The 20,805-nt window shown below is 72.7% G+C and carries 17 protein-coding genes and 1 pseudogene; 11 read left to right on the top strand and 7 right to left on the bottom strand.

Translation table 11 applies throughout. The features are described 5' to 3' along the window. Window positions 1-66: 66 nt before the first annotated feature. The 3 genes from LV457_RS05235 to LV457_RS05225 all read left to right on the top strand — a co-directional run bounded on the left by LV457_RS05235 (window position 67) and on the right by LV457_RS05225 (window position 3,503). On the top strand, window positions 67-1,260 hold the full coding sequence (locus LV457_RS05235) for an amidohydrolase (RefSeq protein ID WP_232169491.1): 1,194 nt from the start codon (window positions 67-69) through the stop codon (window positions 1,258-1,260). Next, window positions 1,257-2,417: a M20 family metallopeptidase gene (locus LV457_RS05230; RefSeq protein ID WP_232169490.1), complete on the top strand. Its 1,161-nt coding sequence runs from the start codon at window positions 1,257-1,259 to the stop codon at window positions 2,415-2,417. Before LV457_RS05235 ends, LV457_RS05230 begins: the two co-directional genes overlap by 4 nt. Window positions 2,418-2,615: 198 nt before the next feature. After that, on the top strand, window positions 2,616-3,503 hold the full coding sequence (locus LV457_RS05225; RefSeq protein ID WP_232169489.1) for a type IV toxin-antitoxin system AbiEi family antitoxin domain-containing protein: 888 nt from the start codon (window positions 2,616-2,618) through the stop codon (window positions 3,501-3,503). A gap of 137 nt (window positions 3,504-3,640) precedes the next feature. On the opposite strand, the gene LV457_RS05220 is transcribed toward LV457_RS05225, so the two are convergent. After that, window positions 3,641-4,108 (bottom strand): gamma-glutamylcyclotransferase, encoded by a 468-nt coding sequence (locus LV457_RS05220; protein ID WP_232169488.1) that lies wholly within the window; start codon window positions 4,106-4,108, stop codon window positions 3,641-3,643. A gap of 65 nt (window positions 4,109-4,173) precedes the next feature. Here LV457_RS05220 and LV457_RS05215 point away from each other — a divergent pair, with 65 nt between their 5' ends. The 3 genes from LV457_RS05215 to LV457_RS05205 are packed head-to-tail and all read left to right on the top strand — an operon-like array spanning window position 4,174 to window position 8,242. After that, the gene (locus LV457_RS05215; protein WP_232169487.1) at window positions 4,174-5,583 is read left to right on the top strand and encodes an NAD(P)H-quinone dehydrogenase; all 1,410 of its coding nucleotides are present in this window, start codon (window positions 4,174-4,176) and stop codon (window positions 5,581-5,583) included. 50 nt (window positions 5,584-5,633) lie between these two features. Beyond that, entirely contained in the window at window positions 5,634-7,379 is a 1,746-nt protein-coding gene (locus tag LV457_RS05210) for a glycerol-3-phosphate dehydrogenase/oxidase (RefSeq protein WP_232169486.1), read from the top strand. Then, complete coding sequence (locus tag LV457_RS05205; protein ID WP_232169485.1) at window positions 7,376-8,242, top strand: pseudouridine synthase; 867 nt, start codon at window positions 7,376-7,378, stop codon at window positions 8,240-8,242. The genes LV457_RS05210 and LV457_RS05205 overlap by 4 nt, the downstream gene beginning before the upstream one ends. 84 nt (window positions 8,243-8,326) lie before the next feature. Here the strand turns inward: LV457_RS05205 and nei2 are convergent, their stop codons facing one another. From nei2 to LV457_RS05190, 3 genes and pseudogenes are all read right to left on the bottom strand, one after another. After that, window positions 8,327-9,088, bottom strand: a complete 762-nt coding sequence (gene nei2, locus LV457_RS05200; RefSeq protein ID WP_232169483.1) for an endonuclease VIII Nei2 — start codon at window positions 9,086-9,088, stop codon at window positions 8,327-8,329. Between the two features lie 53 nt (window positions 9,089-9,141). Beyond that, window positions 9,142-13,701 carry an ATP-dependent helicase gene (locus tag LV457_RS05195; RefSeq protein ID WP_232169482.1) on the bottom strand — a complete coding sequence of 1,520 codons (4,560 nt, stop codon included), beginning with the start codon at window positions 13,699-13,701 and terminating at the stop codon, window positions 9,142-9,144. A 118-nt stretch (window positions 13,702-13,819) separates the two neighbouring features. Further along, a pseudogene (locus LV457_RS05190) lies at window positions 13,820-15,192 on the bottom strand (FAD/NAD(P)-binding protein). A gap of 269 nt (window positions 15,193-15,461) precedes the next feature. On the opposite strand from LV457_RS05190, the gene LV457_RS05185 reads away from it, so the two are divergent. The 3 genes from LV457_RS05185 to LV457_RS05175 all read left to right on the top strand — a co-directional run bounded on the left by LV457_RS05185 (window position 15,462) and on the right by LV457_RS05175 (window position 16,833). Then, complete coding sequence (locus LV457_RS05185; protein WP_232169481.1) at window positions 15,462-15,827, top strand: hypothetical protein; 366 nt, start codon at window positions 15,462-15,464, stop codon at window positions 15,825-15,827. 63 nt (window positions 15,828-15,890) lie between these two features. After that, on the top strand, window positions 15,891-16,517 hold the full coding sequence (locus tag LV457_RS05180; RefSeq protein ID WP_232169480.1) for a flavodoxin family protein: 627 nt from the start codon (window positions 15,891-15,893) through the stop codon (window positions 16,515-16,517). Window positions 16,518-16,539: 22 nt separating this feature from the next. Then, window positions 16,540-16,833 (top strand): LapA family protein, encoded by a 294-nt coding sequence (locus LV457_RS05175; RefSeq protein WP_232169479.1) that lies wholly within the window; start codon window positions 16,540-16,542, stop codon window positions 16,831-16,833. A gap of 59 nt (window positions 16,834-16,892) precedes the next feature. Here LV457_RS05175 and LV457_RS05170 read toward each other — a convergent pair whose 3' ends face one another. From LV457_RS05170 to LV457_RS05160, 3 genes are all read right to left on the bottom strand, one after another. Beyond that, window positions 16,893-17,129, bottom strand: coding sequence for a CsbD family protein (locus LV457_RS05170; protein WP_232169478.1), 237 nt, complete (start codon window positions 17,127-17,129; stop codon window positions 16,893-16,895). A gap of 140 nt (window positions 17,130-17,269) precedes the next feature. Continuing rightward, window positions 17,270-18,115: an SDR family oxidoreductase gene (locus tag LV457_RS05165; RefSeq protein WP_232169477.1), complete on the bottom strand. Its 846-nt coding sequence runs from the start codon at window positions 18,113-18,115 to the stop codon at window positions 17,270-17,272. Next, on the bottom strand, window positions 18,112-18,324 hold the full coding sequence (locus LV457_RS05160) for a hypothetical protein (protein ID WP_232169476.1): 213 nt from the start codon (window positions 18,322-18,324) through the stop codon (window positions 18,112-18,114). Before LV457_RS05160 ends, LV457_RS05165 begins: the two co-directional genes overlap by 4 nt. A gap of 151 nt (window positions 18,325-18,475) precedes the next feature. On the opposite strand from LV457_RS05160, the gene LV457_RS05155 reads away from it, so the two are divergent. Further along, complete coding sequence (locus LV457_RS05155) at window positions 18,476-19,444, top strand: glycosyltransferase (RefSeq protein WP_232169475.1); 969 nt, start codon at window positions 18,476-18,478, stop codon at window positions 19,442-19,444. A gap of 47 nt (window positions 19,445-19,491) precedes the next feature. Then, entirely contained in the window at window positions 19,492-20,745 is a 1,254-nt protein-coding gene (locus LV457_RS05150) for a glycosyltransferase (RefSeq protein WP_232169966.1), read from the top strand. Window positions 20,746-20,805 lie beyond the last annotated feature (60 nt).

Here is a 20,805-nt window from a genome sequence, read left to right as displayed (position 1 = left end):
CGCGAGGTTAGCCGGGCGACCGGCGCTGACGTGAAGGTCGCGGCACGTCGATGCGATACTGCGAGGATGCCCACCGCCACCGCGTCGGCTCGCGTCGCAGACGTCGTCGCCGACCGGCGCGCTGATCTGGTCGCGCTGTCGCACGACATCCACGCCGAGCCCGAACTGGCATTCGCCGAGCACCGCAGCTGCGCGAAGACGCAGGCGCTGGCCGCCGAGCGGGGGTTCGACGTCACGACCTCGGCGGGTGGGCTCGACACCGCGTTCCGGGCGGTATTCGGCAGCGGCGAGCTGGTCGTCGGCGTCTGCGCGGAGTATGACGCCCTGCCGGGCATCGGGCACGCGTGCGGGCACAACATCATTGCCGCGGCGGCGGTCGGCACTGCGCTCGCGCTGGCCGACGTCGCGGACGCGCTAGGCCTCACCGTCGTGCTGATCGGCACGCCCGCCGAGGAATCCGGCGGCGGCAAGGCGCTGCTGCTGGACGCCGGGGTGTTCGACGACATCGCGGTGGCGGTCATGGTGCACGCCGGCAACGCCGACATCGCCGCTGCCCGCTCGCTGGCGCTGTCGGACTTCGCGATCACCTACACCGGCCGCGAATCCCACGCCGCCGTCGCGCCGCACCTCGGCGTCAACGCCGCCGACGCCGTCACCGTCGCGCAGGTCGCCATTGGGTTGCTGCGCCAGCAGTTCGCGCCCGGGCAGATGGCGCACGGCATCGTCAGCGACGGCGGGCAGGCCACCAACGTCATCCCGGGCCGGGCGGGCCTGCAGTACACGATGCGGGCCACCACCTCGCCGGGCCTGCGCGCCCTGGAGGCCCGGCTGGCCGAGTGCTTCCGGGCCGGCGCGGTCGCCACCGGGTGTTCGTTCGAGATCGCCGAGACGTCGCCGACCTACCTGGAGCTGACGCCCGACCACTGGCTCGCCGAGGCGTGCCGGCGGGAGATGGAAACGCTGGGCCGGGAGCCCGTCCCGGCCGACGTCGAGGCGATGCTTCCGCTCGGCAGCACCGACATGGGGAACGTGACGCAGACGCTGCCGGCCATCCACCCGGTCGTCGCGATCGACGCGGGCGGCGCGACCCTGCACCAGCCGGGGTTCGCGGCGGCCGCCGTCACGGCAAGTGCGGACGAGGCCGTCGTCGACGGCGCGACCATGCTCGCGCGCACGGTCGTCGCGCTCGCCGAGGACGACGGGCAGCGGGAGCGGGTGTTGGCCCGCCAGACGGCTCGCGCCGAGGCGGGACGCCGATGAGCATCGCCGACCGGTGGCTGGCCGACCACCTCGACGACCTCGTCGGCTGGCGCCGCCACATCCACGCCCATCCCGAACTGGGCCGCCAAGAGTTCGCGACGACGCAGTTCGTCGCCTCGCGGCTGGCCGAAGCCGGGCTCAACCCGAAGGTGTTACCGGCGGGCACCGGCCTGACGTGCGACATCGGACCCGACGACGCGCCGCGGATCGCCCTGCGCGCCGACATGGACGCGCTGCCGATGCCCGACCACAGCGGGACGCCGTTCGCCTCCGAAGTGCCCGGCGTGGCGCACGCCTGCGGACACGACGCCCACACCGCGATGCTGCTGGGTGCGGGGCTGGCGCTGGCGTCGGCGCCGTCGCTGCCGGTGGGCGTGCGGCTGGTGTTCCAGCCCGCCGAGGAGCTGATGCCCGGCGGCGCGATCGACGCCATCGCGGCGGGGGTGCTCAACGGCGTCAGCCGCATCTTCGCGCTGCACTGCGATCCGCGTCTGGAGGTCGGCAAGACCGCCGTCATCCCCGGGCCGATCACGTCGGCGGCCGACCAGCTGGAGATCACGCTGCACTCGCCGGGCGGGCACACCTCGAGGCCGCACCTGACCGCCGACCTGGTGTATGGCATCGGCACCCTGATCACCGGCCTGCCCGGCGTGCTGTCGCGTCGCATCGATCCCCGCAACAGCACGGTGATGGTGTGGGGCGCCGTCAACGCCGGGGTCGCCGCCAACGCGATTCCGCAGGCCGGCACGCTGGCGGGCACCATCCGCACGTCGAGCCGCGAGACCTGGCTGACGCTGGAGACCCTGGTCCGCGAGATCGTCACCGCGCTGCTGGCGCCCCTGGGGATCGGGCATTCGCTGGCCTACCGGCAGGGCGTGCCGCCGGTGGTCAACGAAGAGGTGTCGACGCGCATCCTCAGCCACGCGATCGAGGCGCTCGGCCCCGGCGCGCTCGCCGACACCCGCCAGTCCGGCGGCGGCGAGGACTTCTCCTGGTACCTCGAACAGGTGCCCGGGGCGATGGCGCGCCTCGGCGTGTGGCCGGGCCACGGCCCGCAGCGCGACCTGCACCAGCCGACGTTCGACATCGACGAGCGCGCGCTGACCGTCGGCGTCCGCGTGCTGGCCAACATCGTCAAGCAAGCGGCCCTGGTGTAGCGCCCCGAGCGCGCGCGTTGCGTGCGTGGTGTGCGTTGCGTGGTTTGCGCGAGCGTGCGTGTCTGTACGTCGACGCGCCGCAGATCGCGTGCATTCCGCGCACCCTCGCGGTCCGCCGTTGTGCACAGCCGGCCGTTCATCCCCAAGCGGCCCGGTTGTCGACGGGCGAACGGTCCGCGGTCGCCGACGATCGACCGCATGGATCCCGCTGTCACACAGCTGTTCTGCGACCAGGGCGGCGTCGCGACGAGCGCGCAACTGCTCAGCCGGCTCAGCCGGCGCCGCTTCGCTGCCGCCGTCGAACGCGGCGAGATCGAACGGATCTGGACGGGCGTCTACTGCCTCGGCGAACCGGATGCCACGCTGCGGCTGCGGGGTCTGGACCTCGCCGCCGGCGTGCGCGTGCCCGTGTGCCTGGGCACCGCGGCCGCGCTGTACGGATTCGACACCGAGACCACCGACGACCTGCACGTGCTCAACCCGCCGCGGCGGCAGCTGCGCAACGCCGACGGCCTGGTGGTCCATCGCCGCGACGGCGCGCCGCTGCGGATGGTCGACGGCCGCCTCGCGACGACGCCGGCGTGGACCGCGGTGGAGGTCGCCCGCTCACTGCGCCGTGGCCGGGCGCTGGCCACGCTCGACGCCGCGCTCCGCAGCCAGACCTGCACGCGGCCGGAGCTGTGGCGGGCGGCCATCGAGCAGGCGGGCCGGCGCGGCATCGTGGCGGTGCGCGATCTCCTCCCGCTCGCCGACCCGCGTGCCGAATCGCCGATGGAGAGCGTGGTCCGCTGCGTCATGCACGACGGCGGGCTCGCGGTGCCGGAGCTGCAGTACGAGTTGGTCGACGGCGACGGCAGGCTGCGCAGGCTCGACTTCGCCTGGCCGGATCGGCGCGTGGCTGCGGAGTACGACGGCGAGGAGTGGCACGGCGGGGTCGACGCGATGCGCCGCGATCGCCGGCGGCAGTCGGCGCTGCTCGCTGTCGACTGGGTCGTGGTGTCCGTGGTCGCCGAGGACCTGCGCCGGCCGTGGGAGCTCGTCGGGCGCATCGAGACCGTGCTGCGGCGTCGCGCTGCCGCCGCCTGAGCGTGCGCTCCCGGCACACCTGGTGCGGCGTGTCGCCGTACAGACACGCACGCTCGCGGCGCAACCGAGCACGCTCGCGGCGCAACCGAGCACGCTCGCGGTGCAACCGAGCACGCTCGCGGCGCAACCGAGAGAAGCTACGGTCCGACGTTGCGCGACGGGCGGGTGCGTAGGTCCTGGACGTATTCGGGTGGGGCGCCGGCGATCTCGGCGGCGTCGGCCATCACGCCGATGTAGCGCGCGGACGGCAGCCCGCCCTCCCAGCCGTCGAGCACATACAGCCACGCCAGCACGGGGTCGGTGGTGGTGTCCGACGACAGCCGGTGCACGCGACATCGAATCTTCTTGTGCACGCCGAACTCCGCGCCTTCCCACCGGTCGAGGTTCTGCTCGTCGGCCGGGGTCATGTCGTAGAGCACCACGAACACCTTGGAGTCGGGGTCCTCGACGATGGTGGCCAGGGCGCCTTCCCAGTGCAGATCTTCGCCGCCGAACGTCAACCGCCAGCCGTGCAGCCAGCCGGTGCCCGCCATCGGCGAGTGCGGCGCCCGCTGCAGCATCTGCTCGGGATGCATGTTCGACCCGTAGGCGGCGTAGAGCGGCACGCGAAAAGAGTAGTGCGTCGCCGCCGAAACGGGCGGCCGAGTCCGCGGTTGGCTAGGTTGGGTGCGTGGCAACCCGCATCGTCATCATCGGCGGTGGGCCCGCCGGCTACGAAGCGGCGCTGGTCGCCGCGGCGCACCGGCCGGAGGTCGACGTCACGATCGTCGACGCCGACGGCATCGGCGGCGCGTGCGTGCTGTTCGACTGCGTGCCGTCCAAGACGTTCATCGCCTCCACCGGCGTGCGCACCGAGCTGCGGCGCGCCCCGGACCTGGGCTATGCGCTCGAGTTCTCCGACGCCGAGATCTCCCTGCCGCGCATCAACGAACGCGTCAAGAAGCTGGCCGCCGCGCAGTCGGCCGACATCGCCGAGCGGCTGGAAAGCGAGGGCGTCACGCTGGTCGCGGGCCGCGGCGAGCTGATCGACGACCTGCCCGGCATGGCGCAGCACCGGGTGAAGGTGACCTCGCGGGACGGCGAGGTGAGCGAGCTCACCGCCGACGTGGTGCTCATCGCCACCGGCGCCAGCCCGCGGGTGCTGCCGACGGCGGTGCCCGACGGCGAGCGGATCCTCAACTGGCGCCAGCTCTACGACCTCGACCGGCTGCCCGACCACCTCGTCGTCGTCGGCTCCGGCGTCACCGGCGCCGAATTCGTCAACGCCTACACCGAACTCGGCGTCACGGTGACCGTCGTCGCCAGCCGCGACCAGATCCTGCCCCACGAGGACAGCGACGCGGCCGCCGTGCTCGAGGAGGTGTTCTCCGAGCGCGGCGTGACGCTGGTCAAGAACGCCCGCGCCGACGCCGTCAAACGCACCGCACAGGGCATCGAGGTGCGGATGACCGACGGCCGCTGCGTCGAGGGCAGCCATGCGCTGATCACGGTCGGTTCGGTGCCCAACACCAGCGGCCTGGGATTGGAGCGGGTGGGCATCGACCTCGACCACGGCTACCTGCCCGTCGACCGGGTGTCGCGGACGTCCGCGCCGGGCATCTACGCCGCCGGTGACTGCACCGGCCTGCTTCCGCTGGCCTCGGTCGCCGCGATGCAGGGCCGCATCGCGATGTACCACGCGCTCGGTGAGGGGGTCAGCCCGATCCGGCTGCGCACCGTGGCGTCCGCGACGTTCACGCGACCCGAGATCGCGGCCGTCGGCGTGCCGCAGGCCAAGATCGACGACGGTTCGGTGCCGGCGCGCACGCTCATGCTGCCGCTGAACACCAACGCCCGGTCGAAGATGTCCAGCCTGCGCAAGGGCTTCGTCAAGATCTTCTGCCGGCCGGCGACGGGCGTGGTGATCGGCGGTGTCGTCGTGGCGCCCATCGCGTCGGAGCTGATCTTGCCGATCGCGCTCGCGGTGCAGAACCGCATCTCGGTGGACGACCTGGCGCTCACGCTGTCGGTCTACCCGTCGCTGTCGGGCTCGATCACCGAGGCAGCGCGGCAGCTGATGCAGCACGACGACCTCGACTGAACGACCCCGTAGCCTGGTGGTACCGACGAGTAACAAGAGGAGCGCGCCGCGTGAGCGAGCCGGTACCCGCCCCGGGCAGCGGGCAGACCTTCCTGGGCCCCCCGCAGCGGGCCGATGCGTGGCGGCGGCTGGGGTCCGAGCAGTTCGACGTCGTGGTGATCGGCGGCGGCGTCGTCGGCGCCGGGACCGCGCTCGACGCCGCGACCCGCGGCCTGCGGGTGGCACTGGTCGAGGCGCGGGACCTCGCGTCGGGCACCTCGAGCCGCAGCTCGAAGATGTTCCACGGCGGGCTGCGCTACCTCGAACAGCTGGAGTTCGGCCTGGTGCGCGAGGCGCTGCACGAGCGTGAGCTGTCGCTGACCACGCTGGCGCCCCATCTGGTCAAGCCGCTGCCGTTCCTCTTCCCGCTCACCAAGCGGTGGTGGGAGCGCCCGTACGTCGCCGCGGGCATCTTCCTCTACGACCGGTTGGGCGGCGCGAAGTCGGTGCCCGCACAGAAGCACCTGTTCAAGGCCGGTGCGCTGCGGCTGGCGCCGGGGCTCAAGCGCAGCTCGCTGATCGGCGGCATCCGGTACTACGACACCGTCGTCGACGACGCCCGGCACACCATGACGGTCGCCCGCACGGCCGCGCACTACGGCGCCGTGGTGCGCACGTCGACGCAGGTCGTCTCCCTGCTGCGGGAGGGCGACCGGGTGACCGGCGTGCGGGTGCGCGACTCCGAAGACGGCGCGGTCGCCGACGTCCACGCCCACGTTGTGGTGAACGCCACCGGAGTGTGGACCGACGAGATCCAGGCGTTGTCCAAGCAGCGCGGCCGCTTCCGGGTGCGGGCGTCGAAGGGCGTGCACGTGGTGGTCCCGCGCGACCGCATCGTCAGCGAGGTCGCGATCATCCTGCGCACCGAACGCTCGGTGCTGTTCGTCATTCCGTGGGGGACGCACTGGATCATCGGCACCACCGACACCCAGTGGAACCTCGACCTCGCCCACCCCGCCGCGACGAAGGCCGACATCGACTACATCCTCGACACCGTCAACACCGTGCTCGCCACGCCGCTGACGCACGACGACATCGACGGGGTCTACGCCGGGTTGCGCCCGTTGCTCGCCGGTGAGAGCGACGACACGTCGAAACTGTCGCGCGAACACGCCGTCGCCGTGCCGACGCCGGGGCTGGTGGCGATCGCCGGCGGCAAGTACACGACCTACCGGGTGATGGCCGCCGACGCCGTCGACGCGGCAGCCGAGTTCACGCCGGCCCGCGTGGCGCCGTCGATCACCGAGAAGGTGCCGCTGCTGGGGGCCGACGGCTACTTCGCGCTGATCAACCAGGCCGAGCGGGTCGGCGCCCAGCACGGCCTGCACCCGTACCGGGTGCGGCACCTGCTGGACCGCTACGGCTCGCTGATCGGCGAGGTGCTCTCGCTCGCCGACAAGGAGCCGGACCTGCTGACGCCGATTCCTGCGGCGCCGACCTACCTGAAGGTGGAAGCCGCCTACGCCGCCGCCGCCGAAGGCGCCCTGCACCTGGAGGACATCCTGGCGCGGCGGATGCGCATCTCGATCGAGTACCCGCACCGCGGCGTCGACTGCGCGCGCGAGGTCGCCGAGATCGTCGCGCCGATCCTGGGCTGGCGCGACGAGGACGTCGACCGGGAGGTCGACACATACGCCGCGCGGGTCGACGCCGAGGTGCGCTCCCAGCAGCAGCCCGACGACGCCTCGGCCGATGCCCTGCGTGCCGCCGCGCCGGAAGCGCGGGCGGAGATCCTCGAACCTGTGCCGCTGACATGAGGCGACCCGCGCCGCTGCCCGTGCGTGACGGGCTGGGGCCGGCGCGGGTGCGGTTGCGCGGTGGTGCGGTGCTGGTCGAGCTCGCTGACCGCTTCGGCGCGGCGGCGGCGGAGAAGGTGATCGCCGGCGAGGTGGTGGACGCCGACGGCACGGTGGTCACACCGGGGACGGTGCTTCCGCCCGGCGCACACGTCTTCCTGTACCGCGACCTGCCCGACGAGGTCCCGGTGCCATTCGACGTTCCGATCCTGCACCGCGACGACGACATCGTGGTCGTCGACAAACCGCATTTCCTCGCGACGATGCCGCGCGGCCGCCATGTCGCCCAGTGCGCGCTGGTGCGACTTCGGCGGTCCCTTTGCCTGCCCGAGCTGTCGCCCGCCCACCGGCTCGACCGGCTGACCGCCGGGGTGCTGCTGTTCACGACGCGCCGCGAGCTGCGCGGGCCGTATCAGACGATGTTCGCCCGCGGCGCCGTCGAGAAAACCTATCTCGCGGTGTCGCAAGGACATCCGCGGGTCGACCTGCCGGTGACGCGGCGCAGCCGGATCGTCAAACGCCGGGGTCGGCTGCAGGCCGTCGAGGAAGCCGGCGAACCGAACGCCGAGACCGTCATCGAGGCGCTGGGCGACGGTCGCTACCGGCTGACGCCGCGCACCGGGCGCACGCACCAGCTGCGGGTGCACATGACGGCCGTCGGGCTGCCCATCGTCGGCGATCCGCTGTACCCCGAGGTCGTCGACGTCGCGCCCGACGACTTCTCGACACCGCTGCGGCTGTTGGCGCGGCGGCTGGCGTTCGTCGACCCGATCAGCGGCGCGCGACGCGAGTTCGTGAGCCAACGAACCCTTTCCGTCGAGTGACCGACTCGCGGCGAGTCGCGCGCCGTCCGGGCATGTGGGTGTGGTTGTGGGGCATCGATATTCGCTGCAGGGCGTGGATTCGGCTCAGCGCTGACAGTGCGGACACCAGAAGGTGATGCGTTCACCGGCGGTGTCGGACTCGATGGCGGTGCCACAGCGCCGGCACGGCCGGCCGGCGCGGCCGTACACCCAGACCTGCCGGTCGCGGCGGGTGTCGCCGGTGATGGTCCGGTTCCAGGTGGTGCGGTTGAGCATCAGCATCTTGTGCGCCGTGGTGACGAGCCGGAGCGGGTCCCGCAGTTCCTTGACCGCCGTGGCGGGCCGCAGCCCGGTGACGAACGCCAGCTCGTTGGCGTAGACGTTGCCGACGCCGGCGAGGTTGCGCTGGTCGAGCAGGGCTTCGGCGAGCGGGCGGTTCGGGTCGGCGGTGATGTTCGCCGCCGCGAGTTCGGCGTCCCAGTCGTCGCCGAGCAGGTCCGGCCCCAGGTGCGCAACCGCCGCCAGGTCGCTGTCGCGCGGCAGGATCTCCAGGATGCCGAGGTCGATGCCGGCGGCGTGCATGCCACCCGCCTCCAGGATGATGCGGATGCGGTGGCCGGCGCGGCTGGGTCGGCTGACCGGGGAGACGAACCAGCTGCCGTCCATCATCAGGTGCGAGTGGATGCTGGCGTCGCCCACCCGGATGAACAGGTGCTTACCGCGGCTCCGCACCTCGTCGACCACGCGTCCGGTCAGGTCGACGGTCGCGAACTTCGGCACCCGCACGTCGCAGCGGGTGAGCGGGTGACCGGCCAGCGCGTCGCGCAGCTTTGCGGCGGTCTTGTAGACGGTGTCGCCCTCCGGCATCGGCTACCCGCCGCCCGTCGAACCCGACGCGACGCTACCGATCGGCGGCAGAGTCATCGCCGTAGCCGCAGGCCGCGCGGCGTGCGGGCGAAGCCGGCCTCGACGAGCGCGGCGGGCACCGGGCCGCCCGCCGCCGCCGGTTCGAGCACGGCCGTCCCGTCGACCTTCTCGACGAGCATCGACGGAATGCGGCCGTCGGCGACGAGCCCCGCGAGCGCGGCAGCCGCGGCGTGCTGCGCGTCGACGTCGTCGGTGAAGTTGAGCAGCGTGCGGCCGCCGCGCTCGAGGAACCAGGCGAGCTCGCCGTCGACGAGGACCACCAGCGCGCCCGCCTTGCGGCCGGGCCGCCGACCGCTCTCGCCGTCACCGGCGGCGGGCCAGGGCAGCGTGGCGCCGTAGGGGTTGGCGGGATCGGCCGCCGCCAGCACCGTCGCGGTGTAGTCGCGGCGTTCGCGGTCGACGCCGTCGAGATAGCTGCGCAGCCGGTCGACGGTGGCGGCCTGCGCGAATTGCGCGCCGCCGAGCGACTCGACGAAGTAGCCGCGCTGACAGCGGCCGGCGTCCTCGAACGCCGACAGCACTTTGTACAGCGTCGCGAAGCCGCCGGGCACCTGCTCGGCCATGACGGCGCCCTTGGTCAGCACGCCGTAGCGGTGCAGCAGCAGCTCGGCCGTGAAGTGTGCGCGCACCGTCGACGCCGGCTCGGCGGCCGGCAGCGCAGACCAGCGCCCAGCGACGGTCGGGTCGACGGTGCGGGCCTGCCCGCCGGCGACCCGGTAGCCGGACAGCCGGGGCGCGCGGCGGTGACGGTGAGCCGGCGTCGCGGGCCGCTTGGTGCCCGAGCGGCGGCCCCCGCTGATCAGCGCCCGCACCGGCGAGAAGGTGTCGCCGGTGACCCAACCGGCCCAGATCAGCTCCCACAGCGCCGCCTTGAACTCCTCGCTGCGGCTGCCCTCGCCGGCGAGCTGCCGGAAGAAATAGGCGCCGTGCCCTTCGCCGGGCCGGCCGAGCAGCTCGACGATCGCTTCGTGGACGTCGGTGAACTCCAGGTCGGCGGGCGGGGCCAGCGACAGCGGGGCGGTGTCGGCGGTATGAAAGGCGACCCAGCCGTCACCGCCGGCGAGCGGACCCGCGCCCGCCCAGATGATCTCGCCGGACGCCAGCAGTTCGTCGAGCATGGCCGGCTGATAGTCGCGGACCCGCTGCCGCAGCACGAACGGCTCCACCGCGGAGGCGGGGATCGGCACGCCGGCGAGCTGCTCGATCACCCCGGCGAGCCCGTCGACGCCGCTCACCCGGGAGCCGACCTGCTGCCATGCCGGCAAGAACCGCGCATAAGCGGTGGTGCTCACCGGTTCGATCTGCGCGCGCAGTGCCGCCAGCGATCGGCGGCGCAGGATGCGCAGCACCTCGGCGTCACACCACTGCTCGGCGCCCGCGGTGCGTTCGGCGGCCACCGCGACGAACTCGCCGCGCACCAGCCTGCCGTCGACGGCCATCCGGCCCAGCACATCGGCGGCGACCCGCAGGCCCAACCCGAAGCGGCCGGCCACGTCGGCGGTGGTGAACGGGCCGTGGGTGCGGGCGTAGCGGCCGAGCAGCTCGCCCAGCGGATCGGCGACCGTGTCGGTGAACGACGCCGGCACGCCGACGGGCACCGCGATGCCGACGCCGTCGCGCAGCCGGCCGATGTCCTCGACCGCCGCCCACCAGGTGTGCCCGGCATACGACACCGGCACGGCCCGCCGGTCGGCGCGCAGCCCGTCGAGCCAGCCGCCGACGTCGTCGGCCTCGCTGCGCTCGACGATCTCGGCCTCGGTCAGCGGCCCGAGCAGCCGCAGCAGGTCGGCCACGCCCTCGGCGTCGCGCGCCCGGCGGTCCTCGGCGAGATGCTGCAGCTGCCGGCCGGTGGCGACGATGACATCCGGGTCGAGCAGTTCGCGCAGCTCGACCCGGCCCAGCAGCTCGGCGAGCAGCGTGCTGTCGAGCGCCAGCGCGGCGGCGCGGCGTTCGGCGAGCGGGCTGTCGCCCTCGTACATGAAGGCGCCGACATAGCCGAACAGCTGCGACGCGGCGAACGGCGACGGGGTGACCGTCTCGACCTCCGCCACGCGGATGCGACGCTGCGCGATACCGCTCATCACCGCCGTCAGCGCCGGCACGTCGTAGACGTCCTGCAGACATTCGCGGACCGCTTCGAGCACGATCGGGAAGTCCGGGTACTTGCGGGCCACGTCGAGGAGCTGGGCGGCGCGCTGGCGCTGATGCCACAGTGGCGACCGCTTGCCGGGCTGGCGGCGGGGAAGCAGCAGCGCGCGGGCCGCACACTCGCGGAACCGCGACGCGAACAGCGCCGACCCGCCCACCTCGGCGGTGACGAGCGGCTCGATCTCGTCGGCGTCGAAGACGAACAGGTCGGCGCCGGGCGGAGTGTCCTCGGTATCCGGCAGCCGCACGATGACGCCGTCGTCGGAGGCGGTGGGTTTCTCGTCGATGCCGTACCGCTCGGCGAGCCGCCTGCCGACCGCCAGCGCCAGCGGCCCGTGCACGCGCAGCCCATACGGCGAGTGCAGGATGAGCCGCCAGTCGCCGAGCTCGTCGCGGAAGCGCTCGACGAGCAGCGTGGTGTCCGACGGGACGACGCCGGTGGCCTCGCGCTGCTCGTCGAGCAGCCGCCGCAAGTTCGCGGTGGCGTAGTCGTTGAACCCGATGCCGGCGCAGCGCGCGTCGAACTCTTCGCCGGCCAGGCGGGCGAGTTCGCCGGTGAACGCGCCGATCGCGGCGCCCAGTTCGGCGGGCCGGCCGACGCCGTCGCCGCGCCAGAACGGTAGCCGCGCGGGCTCGCCGGGCGCCGGGATGACGAGCACCCGGTCGTGGGTGATCTCGGTGATGCGCCAGCTCGTCGCGCCGAGCGAGATGACGTCGCCGGGCCGCGACTCGTACACCATCTCCTCGTCGAGCTCGCCGACCCGCGACGGCTTGTCGGTGTCGGCGTTGGTGGCGAGATAGACGGTGAACAGGCCGCGGTCGGGGATGGCGCCGCCGGAGGTGACGGCGAGCCGCTGCGCGCCGGGCCGCGCCGTGAGCGTGCCGGCGTCCCGGTCGTACACCAGCCGCGGCCGCAGCTCGGAGAAGTCCGTCGACGGGTACTTGCCGGACAGCAGGTCGAGCGTGGCTTCGAAGGCGCTGCGCGGCAGCGTCGCGAACGGCGCGCTGCGGCGGACCGCGTCGAACCACCGGTCGGCATCGACGGGCTCCAACGCGCACGTCGCGACGGTGTGCTGCGCCAGCACATCGAGCGGGTTCGCCGGCACCTTCAGCGTCTCGATCTCACCGGCGAGCATGCGCTGCACGCTGACCGCGCAGCCGATCAGGTCGGTGCGGTGCTTGGGAAACAGCACACCCTGCGAGATCTCGCCGACCTGGTGGCCGGCGCGCCCGATCCGCTGCAGGCCGCTCGCCACCGACGGCGGCGCCTCGATCTGGATGACGAGGTCGACGGCGCCCATGTCGATGCCGAGCTCCAGGCTGGAGGTGGCGACCACCGCCCGCAGCCGACCGGTCTTCAATTGGTCCTCGACCTCGGCGCGGGCCTCCTTGCTCACCGAGCCGTGGTGTGCGCGGGCCAGCAGCGGCTCGGCGCCGAAGGTCTGCCCGCTGCCCATGACGGCGGCGGGGGCGCCGCCCGCGACGCCGGGATTGCGTTGCCCGCCGAGGTCGATGCCGTTGCGTTCGGCGTGGATCTCGTTGATGCGGGCGGTGAGCCGTTCGGCGAGCCGCCGCGAGTTCGCGAACACGATGGACGACCGGTGCGCCTCGATGAGGTCGACCACCTGTTCCTCGACCTGCGGCCAGATGCTGCCGTCCTCGAGGTTCGCCATGTCCGGCACCGGAACCTGCACCGCGAGCTCGAAGGTCTTGGCCGCCGGCGGCGCGACGATGGTGGTGGGCGCCTGCCCGGACAGGAACCGCGCCACCTCCTCGGGCGGGCGCACGGTGGCCGACAGCCCGATGCGCTGCGCGGGCCGCTCGAGGAGCTCGTCGAGTCGCTCCAGTGACAGCGCCAGGTGGGCGCCGCGCTTGGTGGCCGCGACTGCGTGCACCTCGTCGACGATGACCGTCCGGACACCGGACAGCGTCTCGCGCGCGGCCGAGGTGAGCATCAAGAACAGCGACTCGGGGGTGGTGATGAGGATGTCCGGCGGCGAGCTGATGAGTTCGCGGCGCTTGCCGGCCGGGGTGTCACCGGAGCGGACGCCGACGGTGACCGCGGGCGGGGTGCGGCCGAGCCGCTCGGCGACGCGGGTGAGGCCGGTCAGCGGGGTGCGCAGGTTGCGCTCGACGTCGACGGCCAGCGCCTTGAGCGGTGACACGTACAGCACCCGGGTGCCGTCATGCTCGTCGCGCAAGCGCTCATGAGCGAGTTGGTCGATGGCCCACAGGAACGCCGCGAGGGTCTTGCCGGAACCGGTCGGCGCGACGACCAACGTGTTGTCGCCGTCGGCGATGGCGCTCCAGGCCTGGGCCTGCGCCGGGGTGGGCGCGGCGAAGGTGCCCGCGAACCACTCCCGGGTCAGCTCGCTGAACCGTGTGAGTGACTCGCCGGACGTCATCTGTCCATGGTGCCCAACGGCACCGACAAGGACGCGCTGAGGCCGCTCGGGCCGGCCGTAGACCGCCACCACCACGCCGCGATCGACGGGCTGGCGCAGCCGCCCCGCTGAGCCGGCGTCAGACCATGTACTCGAGCACCCGCTGCTGCTCCTCGTCGCGCCCGACGAGCTCGAGGACCGTGTCGGCGACCCGCCGGGCCTGCGACCGGATCTCCGGCACGGCGATGGTCTCCCACAGCGTTCCGCGCAGCAGCGGGCCGAGCGCCACCAGGTAGGGCGACAGGCCGCCCGCGGCGATCAGCGCGACGTGACGGCCATCGACGCGAACGCCCATGTCCGTGTCGTCGGGGGTGATCAGGCCGCGCCGCAGCAGGTTCTGTAGCAGCGGCGACCGGGTGCGGGTCAGCCGGTTGGCCGGACCCGTCGCGTTGATCACCAGATCGCCGGTGAAGCGGTCACCGCTTTCCAGTGCCACGGTGATGCGGTCGCCCGCCGGCGCCAGCGACTCCACAGCCGACGCGTGCACCTGCAGCTGGCCGCTGAACTGCGCATTGACCACCGCCGAGTGGATCTCCGGGGCGATGCGGTGCCGGTGCACGTTCCAGCGCGCGGCGTGGTCTCGCGCGAACGCCAGCCGGTCGTCGCGGCTCAGCCCCGCCCAGATGGGCTGGGTGTGGGGGCGCAGCCGGTCGACGATGATCGCGGGGTGGGCATTGCGGCGCTGCAGGACGGCGCAGTGCTGCTCGATCAACGCCACCAGCTCGTCGAGGTCGAGCGCTGTCAGGTCGACGTCGGGCGGTGGGAAGTCCGGATAGTCGACACCGCGGAAATGGGCGTGGGGAAACCATCCGTGCCGCGACACGGCGTGGATACGGCCGGCGAACCGCTGCGCCCGCAGCGCCACGATGGTGTCGACGGCGGACAGCCCGGTGCCGAGGATGACGACGACGCCGTGGTCGCCGGGCAGCCGGTGCTCCCACGGCTCCCACGGATCGGCGATCCAGCCGGGGTGGTCGGTCAGGTCGTCGGCGCCGGGCAGCGGTGCGGGCGGCTCGTTGCCCGTCGCCAGCACGACGCGGTCGGCCTCGACGGCGGATCCGTCCGCGAGCTGCACGGCGCACCGCGTGCCCCGCGGCTCGATGTCGACGGCCTCATCGGTCACCACGTCACAGCGGGCGGGCGCGGCGGCGGCCGCGTCGAGCAGGTGCCGCCGCGTCAGGTCTTCGAGATAGTCGCCGTAGATCCGGCGGGACACGAAGCTCTCGCGGTACTCCGCCTCCGGTCGGTCGGCGAACTCCGGCTGCGAGCGGAGCCACGCGACGAAGTGACCCGGGTCGTCGGCGAACGCCGACATGTTGCGGGCCGCCACGTTGAGCAGGAATTCGTCGCGCTGCGGCGCGTAGGCGACCCCGCGCCCAGGGAGCCTCGGCGGTCGAGCACCGTCAGCCGCAGCGGGCGCTCGCTGAGCCGGGCGATGTTCACCGCTGCCATGGCGCCGCTGAACCCGCCGCCGACCACGACGACGGAGGTCGGCTCGACGTCCTGCGGCGGAACGTTCACGGCAGGATGGTAGTCCACGGCTCAGCGGGCGGCCAGCCGTGCTGTCTCATGAGTTCAATTGTGGCGCAACGGTTTCGGCGGTAGCGTTCGACGCACGGTGAGCGGAAGCCTTGCGCGCCGCGTTTTGCGCGGTACCGCCGGGGTAACCGCGCGACCATGGCTTGCTGTGACCGTGGCCTCCGACCGCCCGGAGGTCCGCGATGACCGACCCGAAGACCGGCAGCCACGCCGGTGAGGGCCGCGCCTACGCCGCGGCCGTGCGGTTCGTCGCGGCGGTCGCCGTGGCAGCGCTCGCGGTGCTGGGTCTGGCGCTGTGGTGGCTGTCGACGTGCCGCACCGATTCGGCGACCGACCCGCTGGCGCACTGCAGTGCGGTACAGCGCAATCTGCTGGCGATCGGGCCGTCGCTGGTGCTGTTCGCGGGCGGCGTGGCCGGCTTCGTCCGGACCTACCGGCTGTGGCGTTCGGGCGCCGGCAATTGGTGGGTCTGGCAGGGCGCGGGCTGGTTCCTGCTGGTCCTGATGCTCGTCGTGCTCACGATGGCGGTGCCGCCGGCGCTGGGGTGACACGTCGGTGACCGCGACGCGGATCACCGTTTTGCGCCCAGACCGCTCGGGTACCTCGCGCACATGACGAGTCACGGGGCGCGGCCCCTGCGCGCCCTCGCGCTGGTGTGCAGCCTCAAGCCCAGCCCGGAACCTTCGAGCAGCGAACTCCTCGCGCGGCAGCTCCTGGATCAACTGGAAGCCCATGGCGTGCGATGCGAATCGCTGCGCTGCGTCGACCACTCGATCCTGCCCGGGACCGAGGGCGACATGGGCACCGGGGACGAGTGGCCACGCATCCGCAACGAGATCCGGCAGGCCGACATCCTGGTGATGGCGACGCCGACGTGGGTCGGTCACATGTCGAGCGTGGCGCAGCGCGTCCTGGAGCGGCTCGACGCCGAGATCGGCGAGACCGACGACGCCGGACGGCCGTCGATGCTGGGTAAGGTGGCCGTCGCGGTGGTGGTGGGCAACGAGGACGGCGCCCACAAGATCGTCGCGGACCTGTTCCAGGCGCTCAACGACATCGGCTTCTCCATCCCCGCCCAGGGCTGCACCTACTGGAACGGCGAAGCGATGCAGGGACCCGACTACAACGATCTCGACGAAGTTCCCGACGCCGTCGCGACCACCACCGCCAACGCCGCGCGCAACGCAGCGCATCTCGCACAACTGTTGCGCGACAACGGCTATCCGGCGTACAACTGACGACCGCAAAAGGAGCGACATCATGCCCGACACCTCGCAAGACCCGATCGACTACTCGCGCACCCACCGGCCCCGCATGGGGGAGTCGTTGAAGGACACCACGTTCATCCCCGGCTACGTGGGCGTCGCGGTCGCCGTGCTGTTGCTCGTCTGCGGGCTGGCCGCTGCCGCCGCCGCCAACGGCACGGTGGCGGTGTCGCTGTTCGCCGGCGCGGTACTGGTCGGCGGTGTTGCCGGCGGTTGGCTGTACCTGCATCGCCGGCGCAACGCCAAGCGCGCCGCGGCCGCGCTGTCGGATCGATCCGACGCTCCCTGACACCCCGAACGTGAAGTGGCCCGGTCCGACATCGGACCGGGCCACTTACGTGCTCGTGACTACTGCTCGGACTTCTGACGCTCCTCGGCGGCCTTCGCGCCACCGCGGGCGGCCTCGGCCTCGGCTTCCTTCTGCGCGGCGTCGCGCTGCGCCTCGGCCTTGTCCTGTTGGGCCTTGCCCTCGCGGGTCAGATCGTCGCGGCCGGCGACCGTGCCGATGGTCTCCTTGGCCTTGCCCTTGACGTCTTCGACGACGCCCTTGATGCCCTCGGCGGGGCCGCTGTTGTCGTCAGCCATGGAACTACCTCCTGGTCGGTGTATCCGGGATTGATGAGGAGCCGCCGTCCGGCACCGAAGTGCCCACCGGATCGGCCGCCCGTCGTCGACAGGTGTGCCCGTCTCGCCCGCACATGAAACGCGCCCGGGTGACGCGACCGTCAGCCGGGCAGTGTCTCGCCGCCGATCGGCGCGAGCACCTCGCCGCTGTAGTACGACGACATCCGCGCCGAGGCGAAGAACACGTACGAGGGCGCGATCTCGTCGGCTTCGGCGGGCCGGCCGTAGGGGACGCTTCGACCGAACTCGTCGCGGGTGGCGGCCGACATGGTCGCCGGGATGAGCGGTGTCCACACCGGGCCGGGCGCCACGCAGTTGACCCGGATTCCCCGTTCGAGCAGCGACTGCGCCAGCGAGTAGGTCAGCGCGAGCACCGCGCCCTTGGTGGCGGAGTAGTCGATCAACTTCTCGTTGCCGCGCAGCCCGTTGATCGAGGCGGTGTTGATGACGGCGCCGCCGCCCTCCAGGTGCGGCACGGCCGCCTTCGTGACGTAGAAGAAGCTGTCGATGTTCACCGCGAACGTCCGGCGCCACTGGTCGTCGGGGATCTCGGTGAAGTCGTCGACCGGGTTCTGGTAGGCGACGTTGTTCACCAGCACGTCGAGTCCGCCGAGCTCGGAGACGGTGCGCTCGACGATCGTGCGGCATTGCGCGGGATCGGCGAGGTCGCCCGGCAGCAGCAGCGCGCGCCGTCCGGCGTCGGTGATGAGCCGCTCGGTGTGCGCGGCGTCGTCGTGCTCGTCGAGGTAGGCGATCGCGACGTCCGCGCCCTCTTTGGCGAAGGCGACCGCCACCGCGCGGCCGATCCCGGAGTCGCCGCCGGTGATCAGCGCCCGCTTCCCGGCGAGCAGGCCGCGGCCCTCGTAGTCGCGCATCTCGTCGCGGGGCGCGTCGGCCATCTCGGCGGTGTGGCCGGGATAGGGGATGGCGTTCTTCCCGTCACTCATGCGTCCTCCGCCCCGGGGCGCTGCGCCCGGTCGTAGTCGTCGTCCTCGGGTCCGGCGTCGGCCACCTGCTCCTGCCAGTCGGCCGGGTCGCTCTCGGCCGGCGGTGGGGTGCCGTCGGCGCCCGGCGGCTCCTCGTCGAGGGCTTGGCGCTGCTCGAGCGCGTCGGCGATCGGGACTTCTTCGTCGAACGGTTCGGGGCCTGTTGTCACGGCCGTGCCGTACCCGGGCGGTTCCCGCGCGAAACGCCGCGCAGCCTGGCAGCGAGCACCCCGTCCGAGGCGGCAGACTGCAGGTACGCCGCGGTACCTGCCGCGGGTGGGCCAGGTTTGGCCCGAACGGGGGAAGGGAAGAACACCTCTCATGCGCGACTCGGCCGCGGGGCGAAGCGTTGTGCTGTGGCACGTCCACGGTTCGTGGACCGAGTCGTTCGTCCAGGGTCGCCACGACTACCTGATCCCACGCAACGCCGCAGGTGACGCCGACGGGCGAGGCCTGTGCGGGCGGCACTGGCCGAATGCGCGCGAGGTACCGGCCGATCGGCTCGCCGACGAACCGGTCGACCTGGTGATCCTGCAGCGGCCCGCCGAACTCGACCTGGCGCAACGATGGCTCGGTCGGCGGCCCGGCATCGACGTGCCGGCCGTCTTCGTCGAGCACAACGCGCCGCGGCCCTCGCCCACCGACAGCGTGCACCCGCTGGCCGAGCGGGCGGACATCCCCCTCGTCCACGTCACCGACTTCAACCGGCTGATGTGGGACAACGGCCGCGCGCCGACGCTGACCATCGACCACGGCATCATCGACCCCGGCGAGCGCTACACCGGCGAACTGCCGGCCGCCGCGGCGCTGATCAACGAACCGGTGCGCCGGGGGCGGGTGGTCGGCACGGACCTGCTGCCCCGCCTCGGCGCCGCCGTGCCCGTCGACGTGTGGGGCATGGGCACCGAAGAACTCGACGATCACGGCGGCACCGTGCGCGGGCACGGCGACCTCGCCCCGCCTGCCCTGCACGACGAGGTGAGTCGCCGCCGCGTGTACGTGCACACCGCCCGCTGGACGTCGCTGGGCCTGTCGCTGCTGGAGGCGATGCACCTGGGGATGCCCGTGGTCGCCGTGGCCTCCACCATGGCGCCGCTCGCGGTGCCCAGCGAGGCCGGCGTCGTCAGCGCCGATCCCGACACGCTGGCCCAAGCGCTCTCCCGCTACGTCGCCGACCCCGAACTGGCGCGAACTGCCGGAAAATCCGCCCGCGCGTTCGTGCTGGCGCATTACGGTTTAGCCCGGTTCCTCGCCGACTGGGATCGGCTGATCGAGGAGATGTGCCGGTGACGCCGCGCCAGCAGGCCCACGCGCGCGCCGGCGGGAAGGACATGCCGTTGAAGATCGCCATGGTGAGCGAGCACGCCAGCCCGCTCGCGGCGCTTGGGGGCGTCGATGCCGGTGGGCAGAACGTGCACGTCGCCGAGCTGTCGGCGGCGCTGGCGCGGCGGGGCCACCGGGTGACGGTCTACACCCGCCGGGACGATCCGGCGCTGCCCGACCAGGTGGACACCGGCGCGGGCTACAGCGTCGTCCACGTGCCGGCCGGACCGCCGACGGTGCTGCCCAAGGACGATCTGCTGGCACACATGCCGGCCTTCGGCGCACACCTCGACACGCTCTGGGCCGCCGAGCGCCCGGACGTCAGCCACGCGCACTTCTGGATGTCGGGCCTGGCGACGCAGTACGCCTCGCAGCGCCGCGGCATCCCGATGGTGCAGACCTTCCATGCCCTCGGCGTCGTGAAGAAGCGCCACCAGGGTGCGCAGGACACCAGCCCGTCCGACCGGCTGCGACTGGAGGCCGAGCTCGCCCGCACCGCGGACTGGGTGGCGGCCACCTGCACCGACGAGGTGTTCGAGCTGGTGCGGCTGGGACGCGCCCGCTCGAAGGTCTCGGTGGTGCCCTGCGGCGTCGACACCAACCGCTTCACCCCCGACGGTCCGCGGGCCGCCCGCTCGCACCGGCCCCGGATCGTCTCGGTCGGAAGGCTGGTGCCGCGCAAGGGTTTCGACATCCTCATCCGCGCCATGGCCACGGTGCCCGACGCCGAGCTGATGATCGTCGGCGGGCCGGCACCCCGGCAACTGTTCTCCGACTCCGAGGCGCGGCGGCTCTGCAAGCTCGCGGCGAATGTCGGTGTGGCCGACCGCGTGAAGCTCACCGGCTCGGTGTCGCGCGCCGACATGCCCGCCCTGCTGCGTTCGGCCGACCTGGTGGCGTGCACGCCCTGGTACGAACCGTTCGGCATCGTGCCGCTGGAGGCCATGGCGTGTGGGGTGCCGGTGCTGGCGGCGGCGGTCGGCGGGCTGCTCGACACCGTGGTCGACGGCGCCACCGGCGTGCTCGTGCCGCCCCGCGACCATCGCGCGGTGGCCAAGGCGGCCGCGTCACTGCTGGGCGACCCGGATCGGTTGGCGCAGTGGGGCGCTGCAGGCCGGCGCCGGGCGGTGTCGCGGTACACCTGGGACCGCATCGCCGCCGACACCCTGCGCGCCTACCAGCGGGTGCTCCCGCTGCGCGCGGACGGCGGGGCCGACGCGGACGCCGACCGGATCACCGGCGCCACCGACGACCGCCAGTCCGGTTGACGCGAATGGTCCGGCCCGACGTCACCGAATGGTCAGCGGTCGACGGGCGCGCGTTCCGGC

This window comes from Mycobacterium sp. MYCO198283 (assembly GCF_021213805.1).
GTDB lineage: Bacteria > Actinomycetota > Actinomycetes > Mycobacteriales > Mycobacteriaceae > Mycobacterium.
Note: the sequence above shows the minus strand (reverse complement) of the source record. Positions and strands in the feature narration are given on the sequence as shown.